The organism is Viridibacillus sp. d25.2 (assembly GCF_055456015.2).
In genome coordinates, this window is sequence record NZ_CM196652.1 from 1,544,231 (window position 1) to 1,562,949 (window position 18,719).

The 18,719-nt window shown below is 35.9% G+C and carries 16 protein-coding genes; 11 read left to right on the forward strand and 5 right to left on the reverse strand.

What is annotated here, in order from left to right; genetic code table 11:
* Genes ACZLO7_RS07595 through ACZLO7_RS07615 form a run of 5 tightly spaced genes read left to right on the forward strand, consistent with a single transcriptional unit; the run spans position 1 to position 6,077 of the window.
* Positions 1-1,368, forward strand: a complete 1,368-nt coding sequence (locus ACZLO7_RS07595) for a phosphoribosyltransferase family protein (protein ID WP_464938632.1) — start codon at positions 1-3, stop codon at positions 1,366-1,368.
* Complete coding sequence (locus tag ACZLO7_RS07600) at positions 1,365-2,474, forward strand: cysteine protease StiP family protein (RefSeq protein WP_464938631.1); 1,110 nt, start codon at positions 1,365-1,367, stop codon at positions 2,472-2,474. Before ACZLO7_RS07595 ends, ACZLO7_RS07600 begins: the two co-directional genes overlap by 4 nt.
* 10 nt (positions 2,475-2,484) lie before the next feature.
* Entirely contained in the window at positions 2,485-3,297 is an 813-nt protein-coding gene (locus ACZLO7_RS07605) for an HAD family hydrolase (RefSeq protein ID WP_464938630.1), read from the forward strand.
* 55 nt (positions 3,298-3,352) lie between these two features.
* The gene (locus ACZLO7_RS07610) at positions 3,353-4,975 is read left to right on the forward strand and encodes a YceG family protein (RefSeq protein ID WP_464938629.1); all 1,623 of its coding nucleotides are present in this window, start codon (positions 3,353-3,355) and stop codon (positions 4,973-4,975) included.
* Positions 4,976-4,997: 22 nt separating this feature from the next.
* Positions 4,998-6,077 (forward strand): toxic anion resistance protein, encoded by a 1,080-nt coding sequence (locus tag ACZLO7_RS07615; RefSeq protein ID WP_464938627.1) that lies wholly within the window; start codon positions 4,998-5,000, stop codon positions 6,075-6,077.
* A 191-nt stretch (positions 6,078-6,268) separates the two neighbouring features.
* On the opposite strand, the gene ACZLO7_RS07620 is transcribed toward ACZLO7_RS07615, so the two are convergent.
* The gene (locus ACZLO7_RS07620; RefSeq protein ID WP_464938626.1) at positions 6,269-7,495 is read right to left on the reverse strand and encodes an FtsW/RodA/SpoVE family cell cycle protein; all 1,227 of its coding nucleotides are present in this window, start codon (positions 7,493-7,495) and stop codon (positions 6,269-6,271) included.
* 240 nt (positions 7,496-7,735) lie between these two features.
* Between ACZLO7_RS07620 and ACZLO7_RS07625 the strand changes: the two genes are divergently transcribed.
* Positions 7,736-8,215 (forward strand): hypothetical protein, encoded by a 480-nt coding sequence (locus ACZLO7_RS07625; protein ID WP_464938625.1) that lies wholly within the window; start codon positions 7,736-7,738, stop codon positions 8,213-8,215.
* Between the two features lie 983 nt (positions 8,216-9,198).
* Here ACZLO7_RS07625 and ACZLO7_RS07630 read toward each other — a convergent pair.
* The 4 genes from ACZLO7_RS07630 to ACZLO7_RS07645 form a co-directional block, all read right to left on the reverse strand.
* Entirely contained in the window at positions 9,199-9,771 is a 573-nt protein-coding gene (locus ACZLO7_RS07630; RefSeq protein WP_464938624.1) for a 5' nucleotidase, NT5C type, read from the reverse strand.
* 18 nt (positions 9,772-9,789) lie between these two features.
* Positions 9,790-10,905 (reverse strand): flavodoxin-dependent (E)-4-hydroxy-3-methylbut-2-enyl-diphosphate synthase, encoded by a 1,116-nt coding sequence (gene ispG, locus ACZLO7_RS07635; RefSeq protein WP_464938623.1) that lies wholly within the window; start codon positions 10,903-10,905, stop codon positions 9,790-9,792.
* A gap of 97 nt (positions 10,906-11,002) precedes the next feature.
* Positions 11,003-11,347, reverse strand: a complete 345-nt coding sequence (gene yqfZ / locus ACZLO7_RS07640; protein WP_464938622.1) for a protein YqfZ — start codon at positions 11,345-11,347, stop codon at positions 11,003-11,005.
* Positions 11,348-11,407: 60 nt separating this feature from the next.
* Entirely contained in the window at positions 11,408-11,923 is a 516-nt protein-coding gene (locus ACZLO7_RS07645; RefSeq protein ID WP_464938621.1) for a DUF1189 family protein, read from the reverse strand.
* Positions 11,924-12,143: 220 nt separating this feature from the next.
* Here ACZLO7_RS07645 and ACZLO7_RS07650 point away from each other — a divergent pair, with 220 nt between their 5' ends.
* The 5 genes from ACZLO7_RS07650 to ACZLO7_RS07670 all read left to right on the forward strand — a co-directional run bounded on the left by ACZLO7_RS07650 (position 12,144) and on the right by ACZLO7_RS07670 (position 18,650).
* Complete coding sequence (locus ACZLO7_RS07650) at positions 12,144-13,751, forward strand: Na/Pi cotransporter family protein (RefSeq protein ID WP_464938713.1); 1,608 nt, start codon at positions 12,144-12,146, stop codon at positions 13,749-13,751.
* Between the two features lie 11 nt (positions 13,752-13,762).
* On the forward strand, positions 13,763-14,242 hold the full coding sequence (locus ACZLO7_RS07655) for a DUF456 domain-containing protein (protein ID WP_464938620.1): 480 nt from the start codon (positions 13,763-13,765) through the stop codon (positions 14,240-14,242).
* A gap of 139 nt (positions 14,243-14,381) precedes the next feature.
* Entirely contained in the window at positions 14,382-14,990 is a 609-nt protein-coding gene (locus tag ACZLO7_RS07660) for a superoxide dismutase (RefSeq protein WP_464938619.1), read from the forward strand.
* A 258-nt stretch (positions 14,991-15,248) separates the two neighbouring features.
* Positions 15,249-17,456 (forward strand): peptidoglycan D,D-transpeptidase FtsI family protein, encoded by a 2,208-nt coding sequence (locus ACZLO7_RS07665; RefSeq protein WP_464938618.1) that lies wholly within the window; start codon positions 15,249-15,251, stop codon positions 17,454-17,456.
* A gap of 219 nt (positions 17,457-17,675) precedes the next feature.
* Positions 17,676-18,650, forward strand: a complete 975-nt coding sequence (locus ACZLO7_RS07670) for a PstS family phosphate ABC transporter substrate-binding protein (RefSeq protein WP_464938617.1) — start codon at positions 17,676-17,678, stop codon at positions 18,648-18,650.
* The last annotated feature ends 69 nt before the right edge of the window (positions 18,651-18,719 follow it).

Here is an 18,719-nt window from a genome sequence, read left to right on the forward strand (position 1 = left end):
TTGATAAAGAATCAATATGAGCAACGATTACCGATTTTAGGTGATTATGAAATTACCGTAACTATAAATGACAATCCATATCAATTTAACATTGAGGATTTATTTCAAATGGCGACGCGTATTAATAAAAAGAGAGGATTTCTTTTTGTTAGCAAAGTACTCGGAAAGCATTTGGCAATTGAGCCACAAATACCTTTATTAGTAGGTACTTTATTAAGTATGCGTTTTATGAGAGAGACATACGGTGAAATGAATGAACTAGAAAATCTAGTAGTTCGTGCATTGCGACGTGAAGTAAATTTACAAGAAACGCATGAGCAAGTGACAAAACAGCCCGTAAACTTACAACATCAGACACTTTTTATCGGCTTTGCTGAAACTGCAACTGCTTTAGGACATGCCGTTTTCCGTAACTTTGATTCAAATGCCACTTATATTCATACAACGCGAGAATTGATCAATAGACTTGAGCCAATTGTTTGCTTTGAAGAGGAACACTCGCATGCGACAAGTCACCGTGTTTATTCAACAAATAAAGCCGTTTTTGAGGAAGCACAACGTATTGTTTTAGTGGATGATGAAATTACGACAGGTAATACAGTGATTAATATTATTAAGACGTTAAATGAGCGCTTTCCACATATTAAGCATTACACGATTATGTCTATTCTAGATTGGCGTCCACAAGAGAAACAAGCCATTTTTAAACAGTTAGAGCAAGAGTGGGGTATTACTATTCACTTTATATCTATTGTGCAAGGTTTCTTTGAACTGCATGGTGTACCGGAACTAGTGGAACAAAAGTTGGAGAATGCATCACAAAATAAAGCATGTATTCAAGTACTTGATGCTAAATCAAATAATATCCTCCAATATACATCAACAGACGAGCAAAAAAAAGTGAATAATGCATCCTATTTACAAGGTACGGGCCGATTTGGCTTAACTGCTGAAATGCATCATGAGCTTGACGGACAACTACTGCAAATGGCAGAACAACTCACTACATTACGTACAACAGGTCCAGCTCTTGTAGTAGGGACCGGAGAATTTATGTATCTCCCAATGCGGATAGCATCATTTATGGGATCAGATGTCTATTTCCAATCAACGACACGTAGCCCAATATATCCTTCTCTAGAAGAAGGATATACTATTTCGCAGAAATGGTCATTTGATAGTCCAGAGAATAATGGAGTTGTGAACTTCTTATATAATTTAAATACCCACCCATACACTGAACTTTTTCTTGTGGTAGAAAGAATAGCAAATAAAGCGGCTTTAACAGAGCTTATTGAGCAATTGGAAACTGTGAATATAGAGCAAATATATATCCTCGTACTGAATTACGGGGAGGGAAATGAATGAGTAAAATGAAATATGAACCAGATCCAATGGGAAGCTATCAATCGGATGACTGCGTCTTTTTGTTACGAGATTTAAGTATGCAATCGCTTGAAATGAGCAATGAGGCGCGTGAACGCCTAATTCAATCAGGCACACACTATTCAGAAATGCTACCCATTGAATATCAGCCTTCTGAAGAATATTTAACCTTATTTCATAAAACCTTAACAGCATATGCAAAGCGTATTGCTATTGCAGTAGGCGTCGTAGCAGAGCAAATTAATATACAAAAGAGCCTTGAGAATTTAGTACTTGTCAGTTTAGCGAGAGCGGGTACTCCTATCGGCGTATTAATTAAGCGTTACTTAAAAGAACACTATAGTGTGGACATCCCGCATTATTCGATTTCAATCATACGTGGTAAAGGTTTTGATGAGACAGCCATTAGTTACATTTTCGAAAAACATCCTGATGCTAATATTCAATTTATCGACGGCTGGACTGGAAAAGGAGCAATTACAAAACAGCTAGAGCAATCATGTGTAAAATATAACGAAAATTACGGTACACAAATTGATAGTGATTTAGCGGTTTTAGCAGACCCAGGTCATTGTTCTTCGTTATACGGGACAAGAGAGGACTTTTTAATTCCATCTGCTTGTTTAAATTCCACGGTTTCAGGCCTTGTAAGTCGTACTATATTTAATGAAATTCTTTTGAAAAAAGGGGATTTTCACGGAGCAAAATTTTATAAAGAGTTACGAGACGACGATGTATCAAATTTATATGTTGATAAAATCTCGAATTATTTCCAGGATATAGCTAAGGAGACGCGAGGTGTTTTGGTTAAGCGTCTCTTAGAAGATACAGCTCCAACCTGGCTAGGGATAAAAGCTGTTGAAGCTATTCAAAAAGAAATGGAAATACCTGACGCCAATCTCGTAAAACCTGGAATCGGGGAAACAACTCGAGTATTACTAAGACGTGTGCCATGGAAAATTTTGATAAACCCCGCATGTATTGATGAATTAGAACATGTCTTATTATTAGCAAAAGACAAAAACATTCCAATTGAAGAATACCCTAATATGTCCTATTCTTGCTGTGGACTCATTAAAAAAGTATAGAGGAGTTAATATGAAGATACTATTTACATCTGATTTAGATCGTACCCTCATCTATTCAAATCATATGATGTCACTTTATCCCACGAACGCACCAAAAACAGCAGTTGAACGTAAAGGCGGTGTAGAGACTAGTTGGATGTGTGACAATACGATTGAGTTATTAAAAGAAGTGAAAAAGAAGACAATATTTGTTCCGGTTACCACTCGTTCACGACATCAATATGAGCGGATTCATTTCATACAAGATATACATCCTGTTGTTGCAGTTACAAGTAACGGAGGTACTATATTAGAAAAAGGCAAGCCAGATTTAGTTTGGGCAAAGCATTTGCGACAATCTATTGAAGATTCTTCGATTCCAGACGATCAAATGTTGAATATCATGAAAAATATAAAATATTCAAATTGGATGGATCAATCGTTTTATGTAGATGACTTATTTTATGTCAATCATGTTCATCTAGAGAACGTCCAAGAGGATGCTTTACAGCAATTAAAAGATGAATTACATGAATTTGGCTGGCATTTGTTATTACAAAAGAAAAAGCTTTATATGATGCCTAATGTTCTAACAAAAGAAGCAGCTGTTTCGTACATCAAGAATAAATACAGCTTCGATTATCATTTTTCGGCTGGCGATTCTATATTGGACTATAATATGCTAGCAATGGCAGACCGCTCGTACACACCACTACACGGTGATATGAAGGATAAAGAGCCGAAAAAACTAACACAAACTCACTATTCAATCGAAAATGGTACAGCCTTTACGAAAGAACTACTACAAGATGTTCTAGAGCATGTAAATCGTGTTACACTATAAGAGAAAATGAAATACTATAAGTTCAAACACACTCTTTAAGGAAGGAGGAGTTTGTATGCGTAATATGCAAATTGAGCCTATATTACATAAGGATACAACAGATTGGCAAGCGCAGTTTTTAGCGTCTAGCAAAGATAGAGCGCTTTATGAATTGGATGATGCTAAATTCAATTTTAGCCGGATTGCTGTACGTGTATTAGGTGTTCCTGTAGAGGAAGATGATTATTATAACGCTCTATATGATATGGGGAAAAATGAATCAGTACATGTGTTAAGCGAAGAATTGGATAAATATATCGATCCAAAGGACTTTCAAGCTGTGCAATCTATTTTAAAAGCACATCAAGAGACGCCTAAAGGATTGTCTATTAATCGTTTGGTTGCCATGATGTATGGACATCAATTAATCCCACAACACCCTAATGCTTTCATAAATAAGCATTTACAGCTAACTATGATTAACATCATCGAATTATTTAAAGAACAGCAAGCAGCGGGTTTACTATCAAACGAATTTAGACGCTTCTTAATTGATATGATCAAATGGCTTAAAAACCATTGGGCAAAATGGTCACAGACAATAGATATCGGTGATGAATTTCCTAAAGTAGTTTGGTACGGAGAGTCGACCATTAGCCAGCGCTACTTTTTGTTATTGTTAATGGAACTTGGATGTGATGTATTAATTTTTTCTCCAACTGGGACAGATGAGTTTTCTGCATTAGATACTAAGGAGCAGCTGTCTGTTGTTTATCGTTATGCAACGACGACGACATTACAACCTTTTCCAGATAAATTACGGGAGCGACAAGCGACTGTTGGTTATCGCTCTAGCAAACATTTTGACAAATTAATGCATGACCAACAATCAGGTGTATACAAGCCTTGGCAGTTCAAAGAACACTTACCACGTTCCATTACATTGCGGACAACATATGATGATATTTTCATCTATGGCAATGAAAAAGCGATGGTGAGACCGGAGTTCAAAGTTGTAGGAGAGCAAATATATATTCCGGTTATTTTTGCGAAAATTGCAGGTATTTCAGCGGATCGTGAAGAATATTGGGAGAATATGCACAAGCTTACACAAGGATCGAATAGCCTATTTGTAAAAGCGTTCCCGTATATGAAAAGTAGCAAAGCCAATTTCCAATTCCACTTTAATCATTGTTTAGAGAATAATGAATTATCACCTGCTAAAATGATAGCAAGCGATTGGTGGCAATATGGTCAATTGCAGGAATCCATTCAGAAGGCCATTGCACATACTATCAAAGATTGCTGTGAAAACCCTTCACTCATACCTCTTGGACATGAGAAAGAGATTGATCTACAGCTCTTTATGTTTAAAACAGCAACGATGATTCCTGTTGAGTTGTTACGTTTGTTGCAGAACTTTGATTACTCACAGGAAATACCCAAACTCATTTTATACCATTCTCAAATGGATGGGGAACTATCCCGTGAAGATGCAGCATTATTAGTCTTTTTAAACAGATTTGGTGTAGATATCATTCTATACAACCCGACAGGTAAATTAGATATGGAATTGTATATGGAAAAAGATATATTTGACGTTCACTTACTCGAACATATGGTTTTTGACCAACCATATCAAGAGCCAAAAGCAAAACCAAATTCAATTATAAAAAAATTCATCCATAAGTTTTTATAGCTTATGAGTAGGGAGTGTCCAGATGTCAGATTTAGTTGCAATTGAAAAAGATGGATTAAACGAACAAACAGCAAATGAAATGAAATTGCAGTTACGCCAGGAACCTGAAGTCCAAAAAATCGTGAAGATGATAGACATTAGAAATCAAATCGATTTACTATCATTAGGTAAAGAGCCAGCAATCAAACTGTCACGTTTCTCTGACCGAATTCTAGATACAATGACAGTATCTAAATTAGATCAATCAAGTGAACTGTTAAATCAATTAGAAAAGTTAATGAATAAATTTGACAAAAATGAACTAACAAAAGAGCCTGGTATGTTGGATAAAATTTTCAAACGGGCTAAGCAAAAGGTAGAAGCTCTTTTCAATAAATACAATACGCTTGGTAAAGAAATTGAGAAAATCCATGCACAGTTTATGATTATTGAAGAAGAATTGAAAAGTAATAACCGTGATTTAGAAGGGTTATATCAAGAGGATATTGAATATTACTTCGAATTAGAGAAGTATATTGTCGCAGCAGAAATGAAGCTAGATGAAGTGAAAACGTTGTTAGTGCCTGAATGTGAAGCTCGTGTAAGTGGTGGAAACCAAATGGCGCGTATCGAGCTTGAAAACTTAAGAACAGTACAGGAATTACTAGAACGTAAAGTAGATGACCTTGAAAAAGCACGTATGGTTGCGGTGATTGCTGCACCACAAATCAAAACAATGCAACGAGGTAATAATGATTTGGTTGCCAAAATTAACAGTGCGTTTGTAACAACGATCCCAGTCTTTAAAATGGGGATTATAAATGCAGTCAATGCACGACGCCAAAAGCTACATGCGGACTCTTTAAATGCGTTTGAAGATCGTGCTAACCAAATGCTTCAAGATGTAACAAGCGACATCATGCAACAAAGTGTAGATATCGCCCGCCGCTCTGGGAGCTCAAGTATTAAAATGGAAACGATTGAGAATATGTGGGATACCATTGTTACAGGAATTGATGAATATAAAGCAGTTAAAGAAGAACAAGCAGTACAACGTGTAGAAGATAAAAAACGTCTAGAAGCTATTCGTGAAGATGCAAAACGCGTCTTATCTAATGGTTAATAAGAAACAATAGAATGACAAAAAGCATTTCCAAAGAGATCAATATCTCAATGGAAATGCTTTTATTATTTTCTGGGAAATAGTTAGTGTAGTATCTTGCACATTTTTTATGGTAGATACTCTTTATTTGTTAGAAAATCATTATATATGCTAAGCGAACAATTAGTATTAATAAAAAGAAACTTACTAAACTAAATAGTACGAGTATCCTTTTGTCGGGGGAATTTTGCATCAAATTGCACATCCACTTCATTTGTATTTTGGAACAAATAACCGTTATACGAATTTTTTATAACATGAATTAGCCCAAGCAGCATCATATTAGATAATAACGAACTACCACCATAACTAAGGAATGGTAATGTAACACCTGTCACAGGCAACAAGCCAATTGTCATGCCGATATTTTGAAATATTTGAAACGTGAATAAGCCGATGATACCGGAAGCTAATAGGAAGGTATATTGTTTTTTAGCATGTAAAGCATGAAAAACCATGCGATAGATTAATAAAAAGAACAAGACAATTACAATGCATCCGCCGATGAATCCCGTTTCTTCAGCAATAGTAGAAAATATAAAATCTGTATGTTTTTCAGGGACATAGACATTATTCTCTAAGTATCCTTTCCCACCAAGTAATCCAGAGCCAATTGCTAACAATCCTTGCTTGGTTTGAAAGGCAGAATCGCTAAATTCAAATGGATGAAGCCAGCCATTAATACGAGAAACTTGGTGAGGTGACAGGCTACCTAAAATTTTTTCTGTATAGAAACTATTAAATCTAAAGTATATAATCACGATAGCACTAATGACGATTGTAGGAATTAGTGTCATGAGTACTAACAGTTGATATTTAATACCAGAAAAATAAATCATCGGGATTAGCATAGCCATATAAAGCATAATCATTCCTGTATCAGGTTGTTTGTAAACGATTAACATTGGGGGAATGACAATAAAACCGATTTTGAGTAATAGCCATAAGTCAGTTATGTAAGTTTGTTTAAATGTCTTTGTGTTATGTTTTACAATAACTTGGGCAACAACGAGTAAAAATGCAAACTTTAAAAACTCAGAGGGTTGGAAGGTACCAATATATTTGATTTGATACCAAGCTTTTGCTTTATTGATAGGTTCAGCAATACTTTCAGGGGCGAAAATTAGCACTATTAATAAAAGTACAATCAGCGTATAAAAATACCAAGAAATTTTCTTTAATTGATTGAAATCTAGCCTTGCAATTATGTACATGATGGCAAAGCCTATGCAAAAGAAGACCATTTGTTTAACTATAAAAGAACCGCTATATTGCCCGGAATTAGCATTACTTGAATAGATAAATAAGCAACTGATAAATGCTAGCATACATAAATATAAATTTAATTGTCGATCCATTTGAAAATTAATTATTTCCACCTCTTTTCCTTAATATGTAGAATTTAGAACGGTCACTAATTTAAAAGGTTCCAATAAATTTCTATAAAAAGCATTTTAAGGATTTAATATGTTCTATAGATTCAAAAATAACATTAACCGGAGAAACGTTTGCCAATCTTGTTACAACTTCTGCGACTTTATGACAGTGCTATATATCCGTAGTATAATAATGGCAATATGATCTTGAAATATTGTTGCAACTAGAGGAGGAGAAAATACTTGAAGACATGGAAGATAGTCTTAATGATATTGATGACGATAATGATTGTAAGTGCTTGTGGAAAAGAAGATAAGGCGAGTAAAACGAAGGAAATAAAAATTCCAGATACTGAGGATTATCAGTCACTATATGTACAAGGTGTAAATGAAGAGGGCGTTGGTACGGATACTACTAGAAAGACAATTACAGACAAGAAGGTAATCCAATCATTTATACAAAAAGTGAATCTAATGGAAGTAATCAAGCCGAAATCATATAAGGATACTGCAAGTGTAAAAGAACTTCATAACGAAGGGAACTATATTATTGCACTTTCTAAGTCAGCAGATGTCACTGGTAAAACGTATAAATTATATGTATTAAAAGATGGTACTGTGTTTTTCCAAGATCCAGTAAAAAAAGAAATGACTTATATATCAGCAAAGAAAAATACTGCTCTCTATAAAGAAGTGAAAGAACTATTAGGTATTGAATTTTAACAATTGGTAACAAAAAAAGCTAGTGCCCAATTTACGTACTAAAAATAAACAGATAAGACCGTTGATTTCCGCTACGGTGGGCGCTTTCCGCGGGCGGGCGCCAAGCCGCTTCGTCGCTACGCTCCTGCAGGGTCTTGGACTTCCCGCTTTTCCCGCAGGAGTCGCCACCTTCGCTCCAATCAACTACATATGTAATAAAAACAAATCTCTTGAGGCGATGAAAAATGATGACGAGATCCTTTCAGATTGTAGACAAACTCGAAGAAATTCGAATTTATCTACGGTCTATTTTTTTGAAAAAAGATAAGACCGTTGATTTCCGCTATGGTGGACGCTTTCCGCGGGCGGGCGCCAAGCCGCTTCGTCGCTATGCTCCTGCAGGGTCTTGGACTTCCCGCTTTTCCCGCAGGAGTCACCACCTTCGCTCCAATCAACTACACATGTAATATAAAAAAATCTTTTGAGTTGGTGGAAAATGATAGCGAAATCATTTCAGACTGTAGACAAAGTCGAAGAAATTCGAATTTATCAACGGTCTTTTATCTTTTTTTTTAAATAGATAAGACCGTTGATTTCCGCTACGATGGACGCTTTCCGCGGGCGGGTGCTAAGCCGCTTCGTCGCTACGCTCCTGCAGGGTCTTGGACTGTCTCGCTTTTCCCGCAGGAGTCACCACCTTCGCTCCAATCAACTACACATATAATATAAACAAATCTTCTGAGATTATGGGGAATAATAACAATCAATAAAAAATACCGTAAGCGGTCTTAAAAAAGTGTCTATGCAGGAAATGCTTACCTTTTCTGCTGTGAATTTAAAGAACTTCGCCAATTGTAATTGGCGAAGTTCAAAAATGGAATACAAGTTAACACTCAAAGAGTATTTTATCTACAAAAGAGGAGCTTAAATAACCAAAATATATGTAAATAACAAAAGACATTCAGAATGTGAGCATTCTGAATGTCTTTTGTCTAGCGTTTTCCTTAAATACCGAATTCTTTTTTGATCCAGTGATTAGCTTCTTGCCAGTTACTTACACGAATCACGCCATTTGGAATGGGTTCGCGATTATAAGGTGCATCGAATAATAGTACTGGAATGTCTAATTCCTCATGAAGTTGTACGGCATTTGAATGCTTGTCTTCGAAAAAGGCATGTACATCGTATTCACGGGCTTTAAAAGCTTTATTGACTGGTCCAACGATGTCAATTTTATCAAATGGTACATTGAATTGTTTAAACCATTCATATGTGACTTCTGTTGAGTTGTCTTCACGAGCTGTAATGTAATAAAGCTCCACATCTTTTTGCCAAGCAGTTAAAATCGCTTGTGCATCTTGTTGAATAGGTGAAGCCATATAAATTTCAGGTTCATTTTCTCTAAACCACTTAAAAAACTCAACACTATCAACAGGGAACGCAGCAGTTAAATCATATTGCGTTATATCTGTTAAAGCTAAGTTGACGTTAAAAGCTTTATTGATATGAGGCAGAAGTGATTCTGGACTTGTTACGGTACCGTCAATATCGATGCCAAAACGGTAGTTTTTCTTCATTTCATTGCCCCCTGTATACTATGCTTTTGCATTTTCAGCTTTTTCAGCATCTCTTTTTTTATAATATTCTTCGGCTAATTTATCAATTTCGATTTTCAGCTCTTCAACCATTGTTTCTTCAGGTACTTTACGAACAGTTTTACCTTTCATAAATAGTAAACCCTCTCCGCGAGCACCAGCGATACCGATATCAGCTTCGCGAGCTTCACCCGGGCCATTTACTGCGCATCCTAGTACAGAAACTTTAAGTGGAGCTTTAATTGTTTGAAGATATTCTTCTACTTCATTAGCAATTGAAATTAAGTCAATTTCAATACGACCACAAGTTGGGCATGAAATAAGTGTCGGAATGTCAGAAGCTAAACCAAATGTTTTTAATAGTTCACGTGCTACTTTAATTTCTTCAACAGGATCCGCACTTAATGAAATACGCATTGTATTTCCTATACCCATGCTTAATATTGCACCTAAACCAGCTGCAGATTTAATCGTACCTGAGAATAATGTACCTGATTCAGTAATACCTAAGTGAAGTGGGTAGTCAAATGCACGAGATGCTTTTTCATACGCTTCAATTGCTAGGTTTACGTCAGATGCTTTCATAGAAACGATAATATCATGGAAATCTAAGTCTTCTAAGATTTTAATATGGTGTAAGGCACTTTCAACCATACCGTCTGCAGTAGGGTAGCCATATTTTTCAAGAATTTTACGTTCTAATGAACCAGCGTTTACACCGATGCGAATTGGTACGCCTTTAGCTTTAGCCGCATTTACAACAGCCTCTACTTTTTCTTTACGACCGATGTTACCAGGATTAATACGAATTTTATCAACACCAGCGTCAATTGCTTTTAAGGCTAATTTGTAGTCAAAGTGAATATCCGCTACTAGTGGGATATGGATACGTTTTTTAATTTCAGCTAATGCATCAGCTGCACGCTCATCTGGGCAAGCAACACGCACGATTTGACAGCCAGCCTCTTCTAAACGAAGAATTTCTGCCACAGTTGCTTCCACATCATGTGTTTTAGTTGTTGTCATACTTTGTATAATTACTTCATTACTTCCGCCAATTGTTAAGTCACCTACGCGAACTTTCCGCGTGTTAGTACGGTGAACGATTTCATTCATGAAAACTCTCTCCTTCATAGGCTCAAAAATAGAGCCTTCACTGTACACTATTTTAGCAGTGTTCTAAAGAAAATGACAAGGAAGAAACATTAATTGTTTAATTTGTACATGAGTGAGCATTTTTTGTACTGAAAGGTAATTGAATTAACTCACCAGGCTTAAAGGACTGTTTTAGTAAATGTGGATTCAGTTCATAAAAAAGCTCCAGGCGTTCTGGGAAGCTCATTGAATCTTCAGATGGGTAGAGCGCAAATAATGATTGTAGGCTATCACCTGGTATTGTACGAACGGTGATTGTCTGAATATCAGGTACGTCAACACAAGTTTCTTCAACAACTGATTCTTTATAAAAAGCTGCTAGTGGGATTGTACCCTCTAGAAGATCAATTTTTAGGATAAAAGCAATAAACAGAATACCAAGTGCAGAAAAGAATATCTTCAAAAAAATCTCCCCCTTCGTTCAATATATGAACAAGAGAGAGATTCATTCGTTGCAATTCTATTATTTTTTTATTTTCGGGTATTTTGTAATAGCACTTGCAATATAAGCTACTGTAATCACCATAGAAAAAATGGTCATTAGCGTTCCGTTTAATGAAGTAAAAGATAGTAAACTGGAGAGAATAGTAGATAGAGTTGTAGCAAGAGCAGTTGTACGCCAAATATGGCGGTATTCACCACGATGTCCCATCATTTTCAACAATAAAGAGCCTATAAATCCATAAATACTTATTCGTACAAAAGTTAAAAACGTAGCCATGGTGAATAGAAAGATGAAAGCAAACGGATAGATTAACCATTTAATATCCTCCAAGTACTCTTTTAGCCCTTCAAGCTGTGAAGTGTCTACGCTTGAGCCAACACCCGTTAAGAACTGGATAAAAGAAATTATGGTGATAAAAGTGATTAATATAAAAACGTATTGAATCAATTTGCCAATTGGTAGCATTCGGTATGCTGCGAGCTTTTTTGGGTGTAATATACTGTCTACAAATAATTGATAATGTTTAATTTTCATAATATGATATTCTCCTTCTATGTTATATTACCATGAGTTCATAATACTTAGTAATTGTCGTCATTGTGAACAATTCCACTATATTAAAAGTAAAAATATTAAACGATTGTAAATTTTTTCGAGAATAACTTACAATTTGATTACGTTTTCTTCATAATAAAGCACATAGCTTAATAGAAGCGCAGGGAGTTGACAGCAGGTGAGTCTGAATTGGCAAGATATGCTTTTCCAGTTCTTTGGAGGATTAGGACTATTTTTATTTTCTATTAAATACATGGGTGATGGCTTACAAAAATCAGCAGGAGATCGCCTTCGAGATATATTAGATCGCTATACAACAAATCCGGTGATGGGTGTATTAGTCGGTATTTTAGTAACTGTACTTATTCAATCGAGCTCGGGTACCACGGTCATTATTGTAGGACTTGTAAGTGCTGGCTTTATGACACTACGTCAAGCGATTGGGGTCATAATGGGGGCCAATATAGGAACGACTTTTACGGCATTTATCATTGGCTTTGATATTGGTCAATTTGCATATCCAGTTTTAGCGATTGGTGCATTTCTATTGTTTTTCTTTAAGAAAAATAGCATACAAAATATTGGACAAATTGTCTTTGGCCTTGGAGGATTATTTGTAGGACTGGAACTAATGAGTAAAGGGATGAAGCCTTTACAAGAGCTACCATCATTTATCGATATGGCGTTAAGTCTTAGTGAGCATTCTATACTAGGAGTTACTCTAGGAGCATTGATAACTATATTCATACAGAGTTCTAGTGCTACTGTCGGTATTCTACAAGGATTGTATGGAGAAGGATTAATGCCTCTTCATGGTGCGTTACCAATTTTGTTCGGTGATAATATAGGAACGACAATAACGGCTGTATTAGCATCTATTGGAGCATCAGTAGCCGCTCGACGAGCTGCAGCTATGCATGTATTATTTAATGTCATCGGAACGATTATTTTCCTTTTGATATTACCTCAATTTACTCTATATATTGAATGGCTAGCAGGCGTTGCAGGATTAGAACCAAAAATGCAGATTGCATTTGCACATGGCACATTTAATGTAGTGAATACAATGATACAATTGCCGTTATTAGGTTTTTGGGCATATGTTGTAACGAAACTCATACCTGGTGAAGATTCTACTATTGAATATAAACCAAGAAGTTTAGATCCGCATTTTATTGAGGCATCACCCGCCATAGCTATAGGACAAGCAAAAGAAGAAATTTTACGTATGGGTGAATATAGTATTAGAGGGTTAGAAGAGACCTTTGAATATTTGAAAACAAATGATAAAAAACATGCTTCAACCGTTTTACGATATGAAGAAGCAATCAATAGTCTAGATCAGAAAATCACTGATTATCTAGTGAAAGTTTCTGTACAACCACTGTCAGATACAGATTCCACTAGACACCATATTTTACTAGAAAATGTCCGTGATATTGAACGTATTGGAGATCATTTTGAGAATATCGTAGAATTAATTGACTATAAAACTGTGAACGGGGTACAGTTGAGTGAACCTGCTACAAACGATTTAATAGAAATGTTCTCATTAACAATTGAAACGGTTCGAAAGGCAACTCTGGCTTTGGATACAACTGACCATGGATTGGCAATTGAAGTGATAAAAAAAGAAGAGCTCATTGATCAAATGGAGCGAACTTTTAGAAAAAAACATATTCATCGATTAAATCTTGGGCAATGTTCGGCACACTCAGGTATAGTCTTTACAGATATTGTAGGTAACTTGGAACGTATAGGAGATCACGCTGTCAATATAGCAGAAGCTATTTTACAAAAACATTAAGGAGGGGTTCTATGGATATAATCGCTTGGATACTCATTATTATAAGTTTCATTATTGCTTTTGCAGGACTTGTATATCCAATTATTCCATCAGTACTCTTTATATTATTAGGGTTTATCTTATATGGAGTATTTTATAGCTTTGGAGATTTACCTTGGTGGTTCTGGGTAATTCAAATTCTGTTTGTTGCATTATTATTTGGAGCAGATACATTAGCAAATGCTTTTGGAGTAAAAAAATTTGGTGGCTCAAATGCTGGCATGTGGGGGAGCACGATTGGTTTATTAATCGGTCCATTTGTCATTCCTATTGCAGGAATACTAATCGGCCCTTTTTTAGGAGCTATTTTAGCCGAATTAATCGTTAATAGAAGCAGTTTGAAACAGGCGATACTAACGGGGATTGGTTCACTCGTTGGATTCTTAACTTCTATTATTACGAAGGGAATCATCCAAATAATCATGATTATAATATTTGTTATCGTGATATAAATTGTATGATAAATTAATAGACTTTCAGTCAAAAGGCTGAAATCGAGCGTTTTAGTGAATAATGTTTGAACGCAAGCCTGTATTTTGATAATCTAAGAATGTAATTAATACTTATTAATCCTGAGGAGGAAATTTAATCATGGCTTTTGAATTACCAAAATTACCTTATGCATATGATGCACTAGAACCACATATCGACGCAACAACAATGGAAATTCACCACACTAAACATCACAATACTTATGTTCAAGGCATAAACGCTGCTTTAGAAGGCAAATCAGAATTCGAAGGGAAATCAGTTGAAGAAATTATTGCTAATTTAGATGCTGTTCCTGAAGCAATTCGTACAGCTGTACGTAACCATGGTGGCGGTCACTCTAACCACTCATTATTCTGGGAATCTTTAGCTGCAAATGCAGGTGGAGCACCAACTGGCGAATTAGCAGCTGCAATTGACGCTAAATTCGGTAGCTTTGATGCTTTCAAAGAACAATTCGATAATGCTGCTAAAACTCGCTTCGGTTCTGGCTGGGCTTGGTTATCAGTTGCTACTGGCGAATTAGAAATCTCTTCAACTCCAAACCAAGATTCACCAATCATGGAAGGAAAAACTCCATTATTAGGTCTTGATGTTTGGGAACATGCTTACTACTTAAACTACCAAAATCGTCGTCCTGACTACATTGGTGCTTTCTGGAATGTAGTAAACTGGGATAAAGTTGCAGAACGTTTCGCAGCTGCAAAATAATCTAATATAAATGCAACAAAGCACGTACCTTTGACGTCAAAAAGGTACGTGCTTTTTTTATGGTAAAAGAATACATAGGGTAATCTAGAAAGTTTGTAATTTGTACTTTTATTATCTTTTCAAAAAAATAATAGAGCACTCCATTAATCTCATGCAAAATTAAAAGCAATTAGACTATTTTCGACATGACGACGGTGTGTTTTTGTGTTGAAAATGATATACTACTAATTGTGAATTAAGCGGAAGGGGGGACATTGCATGCGCCAAAAAAATACATCTAAAAAGAAACGTGCATCTAGTGTTAAAGCTAAACAGCGTGCAAATCTTTCGTTTCGAATGAATATACTTTTCTTTTCAATTTTCCTTTTGTTTTCTCTTTTAATCTTGCGTTTAGGGTATATGCAAATCGTTAAAGGTGAAGATTATGTGAGAGAATTAGCGCGAACTGATGAAGTAACGATAAATTCTAGCGTTCCTCGTGGCCGTATATATGATAGACAGGGTCGAGTTTTAGTTGATAATGAACCAAAGAATGCGATTACTTTTACGAAACTACAATCTACAACAATAAAAGACATGTTGAAAATTGCAAATAAACTCGCAAAACTCATTAAAATGGATACGAAACCTATCACAGATCGAGATAAAAGAGACTTTTGGATAACACTTAACAAAGAAAAGGCTTATGCAAAAGTAAGCGAAAAAGAAAAGAAAGAAATTAATAGCGATTCAGAACTCGAACAAAAAGAAAAACAAGCGAAGTTAGATCAACTAGTGCGTGAGCGAATTACTAACGATGAATTAAGAGAATTAACAAAGAAAGATTTACAAGTGTTAGCGATTTATCGATTAATGGCTTCAGGCTATTATTTATCACCACAAATTATTAAAAGTGATAATGTAACGAATAAAGAATTTGCTATTGTATCAGAGAATTTATCAAAACTACCGGGTGTAAATACTACAACAGACTGGGCTCGTGTGAAAAAATCTTCACTAAGTATTTTAGGGTCAACGACAACCCCTAGAGAAGGTATTCCAAAGAATCTGGTCGATTATTATTTGGCACGTGGTTATTCTCGAAATGATCGAGTTGGTAAAAGTTATATTGAACAACAGTATGAAGAACTATTACAAGGTCAAAAGGCCGTTGTTAAAAACGCTACAAACGGTAAAGGGCAAGTCGTAGATACAGTAACTGCATCAGAAGGATCACCAGGACAAGAATTAATGCTTACCATTGATAGTGAGTTACAAGAAAGTCTTGATAAGATTGTAGAAGAACAATTATTATTTGCAAAAGCGCATGGAGCATCTTCATTATTAGATCGTGCATTTCTTGTCATGATGAATCCAAACACGGGTGAAATCTTATCCATGGTTGGTAAGAAACTTGAGACAGATGATAATGGGAAGATGACTGTTAATGACTACGCCATTGGTACATTTACATCTGCTTATGAGGCAGGATCAGTTGTAAAACCTGCAACACTTTTAACGGGATATTCTCTAAATGCTATCAAAATGGGAGAGACGTTGATCGATACACCGATTAATATCGCGGGCACAATAAAATCATCTATTTTCAATCGAGGTGGTTCAATTGCTTTAAATGATTTGACTGCAATTGAACGATCATCCAATGTTTATATGTTTAGAACGGCTTTTCGTATTGCGGGAGTTAACTATGTGCCAGGAGCAGGTTTAGCTGTTCAACAAAAAGACTTTACTGCAATTCGTAACTCTTATGCTCAATTTGGTTTAGGTGTAAAAACGGGTATTGATTTACCGGGTGAAGTTGAAGGTGTTAAAGGGACTGAAACACTATCAGGTAAATTACTCGACTTAGTAATAGGTCAGTATGATACTTTTACACCAATGCAATTAGCACAATATGTATCTACTATTGCAAATGGTGGAACACGTATACAACCTCATTTAGCGAAAGAAATTCGTGAACCATCAGTTGATGGTAAAACATTAGGACCAGTTGTAAAAGAATTAGCACCAACTGTATTAAATACAATTAACAATTCTAAAGTAGAGATTGATCATGTAAAAGAAGGTATGAGACGTGTATACTTTGGTAGCCAAGGTTCAGGGGCTAGCTCCTTCCGTGATGCGAAATTTACTGCAGCAGGTAAGACAGGTACGGCTCAAGCAGTTTATTACGGACCGAAGAAAAGTGCTTATGGTACAGAAACTTTGTCTGTTACACATATCGGCTTTGCGCCTTATGAAAATCCGGAGATTGCATATGCAGTAGTAATACCATGGATTTCCACGAATCAAAATCAATATGAAGCTATCAATAACAAAATTGCTCGCCAAGCTGTAGATAAGTATTTTGAAATCCAAAAGAAAAATTCGAAAAAAGCGAAGCAAAAAGTAGGCGGAAAAATTCAAAAGCCTATTACAAAAGAGCAAATCGATGAAGAAGATTCGCAAAAAATGGATGCACAATAATTTGACTTCCTTCTATATAATATAGTCTAACGCCTCCCATTGTATAAATGACAATGGGAGGCGTTTTTTGTTTATATTATTACAAGAAACGACAGCGATTTACAAAGCATTTACAATACCTTTATATAACCTTACATTCCATTTATATGTCCTCAACATGTCTACTTTATAGTTAACAGTGTAGTAAACAAACACAAAAACCTTAGGGGGAACAAACAGATGAAAAACTGGAAGTACTTCATGATGACATCAATCGTAGGCTCGGCACTTTTGTTAGGAGCATGTAGCAGTGACAAAGAAGAAGGAAGCAAAACGTCAAACAGTGGTGCTACTAGCCAAGAAACAAATGCTGGTGCAAGTGAGCAACTAGAAGGAAAAATCGCAGGAGACGGTTCTTCAACTGTAGCACCAATCATGGAAGCAATCGTAGAGGAGTATACAGCTGTTCAACCTAAAGTACAAGTTTCAGTAGGTGTCTCTGGAACTGGTGGAGGATTTGAAAAATTCATAGCAGGTGAAACTGATTTTTCAAATGCATCTCGTGAAATTAAAGAAGAAGAGGCTGCTAAGTTAAAAGAAGCAGGCATTGACTATACAGAAATGAAAATTGGCTATGATGGTTTATCTATCGTAGTAAATAAAGAGAATGATTGGATAGAAGATTTAACGGTTGATCAATTAAAACAAATTTGGACTGAAGATGGTAAAGAAAAGAAATGGTCTGATATCAATCCATCTTGGCCTAAAGAGAAAATCGTCTACTACTCACCAGGTACTGACTCAGGAACATATGACTACTTCGATGAAGTTATTTTAGACGGAAAAGATTTAGCGAAAAAAGCAACTCTATCAGAGGATGATAACGTACTAGTAAAAGGTGTTACGGGCGATAAAAACGCTATCGGATACTTCGGTTACGCTTATTACTTAGCGAATAAAGATAATCTTAAAGTCGTAAAAGTAGGCGGAATTGAGCCAACAAATGAAACAATCAAATCTGGTGAATACTCACCGCTATCTAGACCACTATTCACTTATGTGAAGAATAGCGCAGTAAAAGAAAATGCAACATTCTATAACTTTATGAAATACGCTCTTGAAAATGCTGGTGATATGGCAGAAGCTGTAGGCTATGTTAGAACACCAGACGAAGATTACAAAAAAGACTTAGATGCATTAGAAGGCTTGAAATAATCATTGAAAGCTAGGGGAGCGAGTAGCAAAACGCTACCTGCTCCCCTTTTACTGAAGGGGGACTTCAAC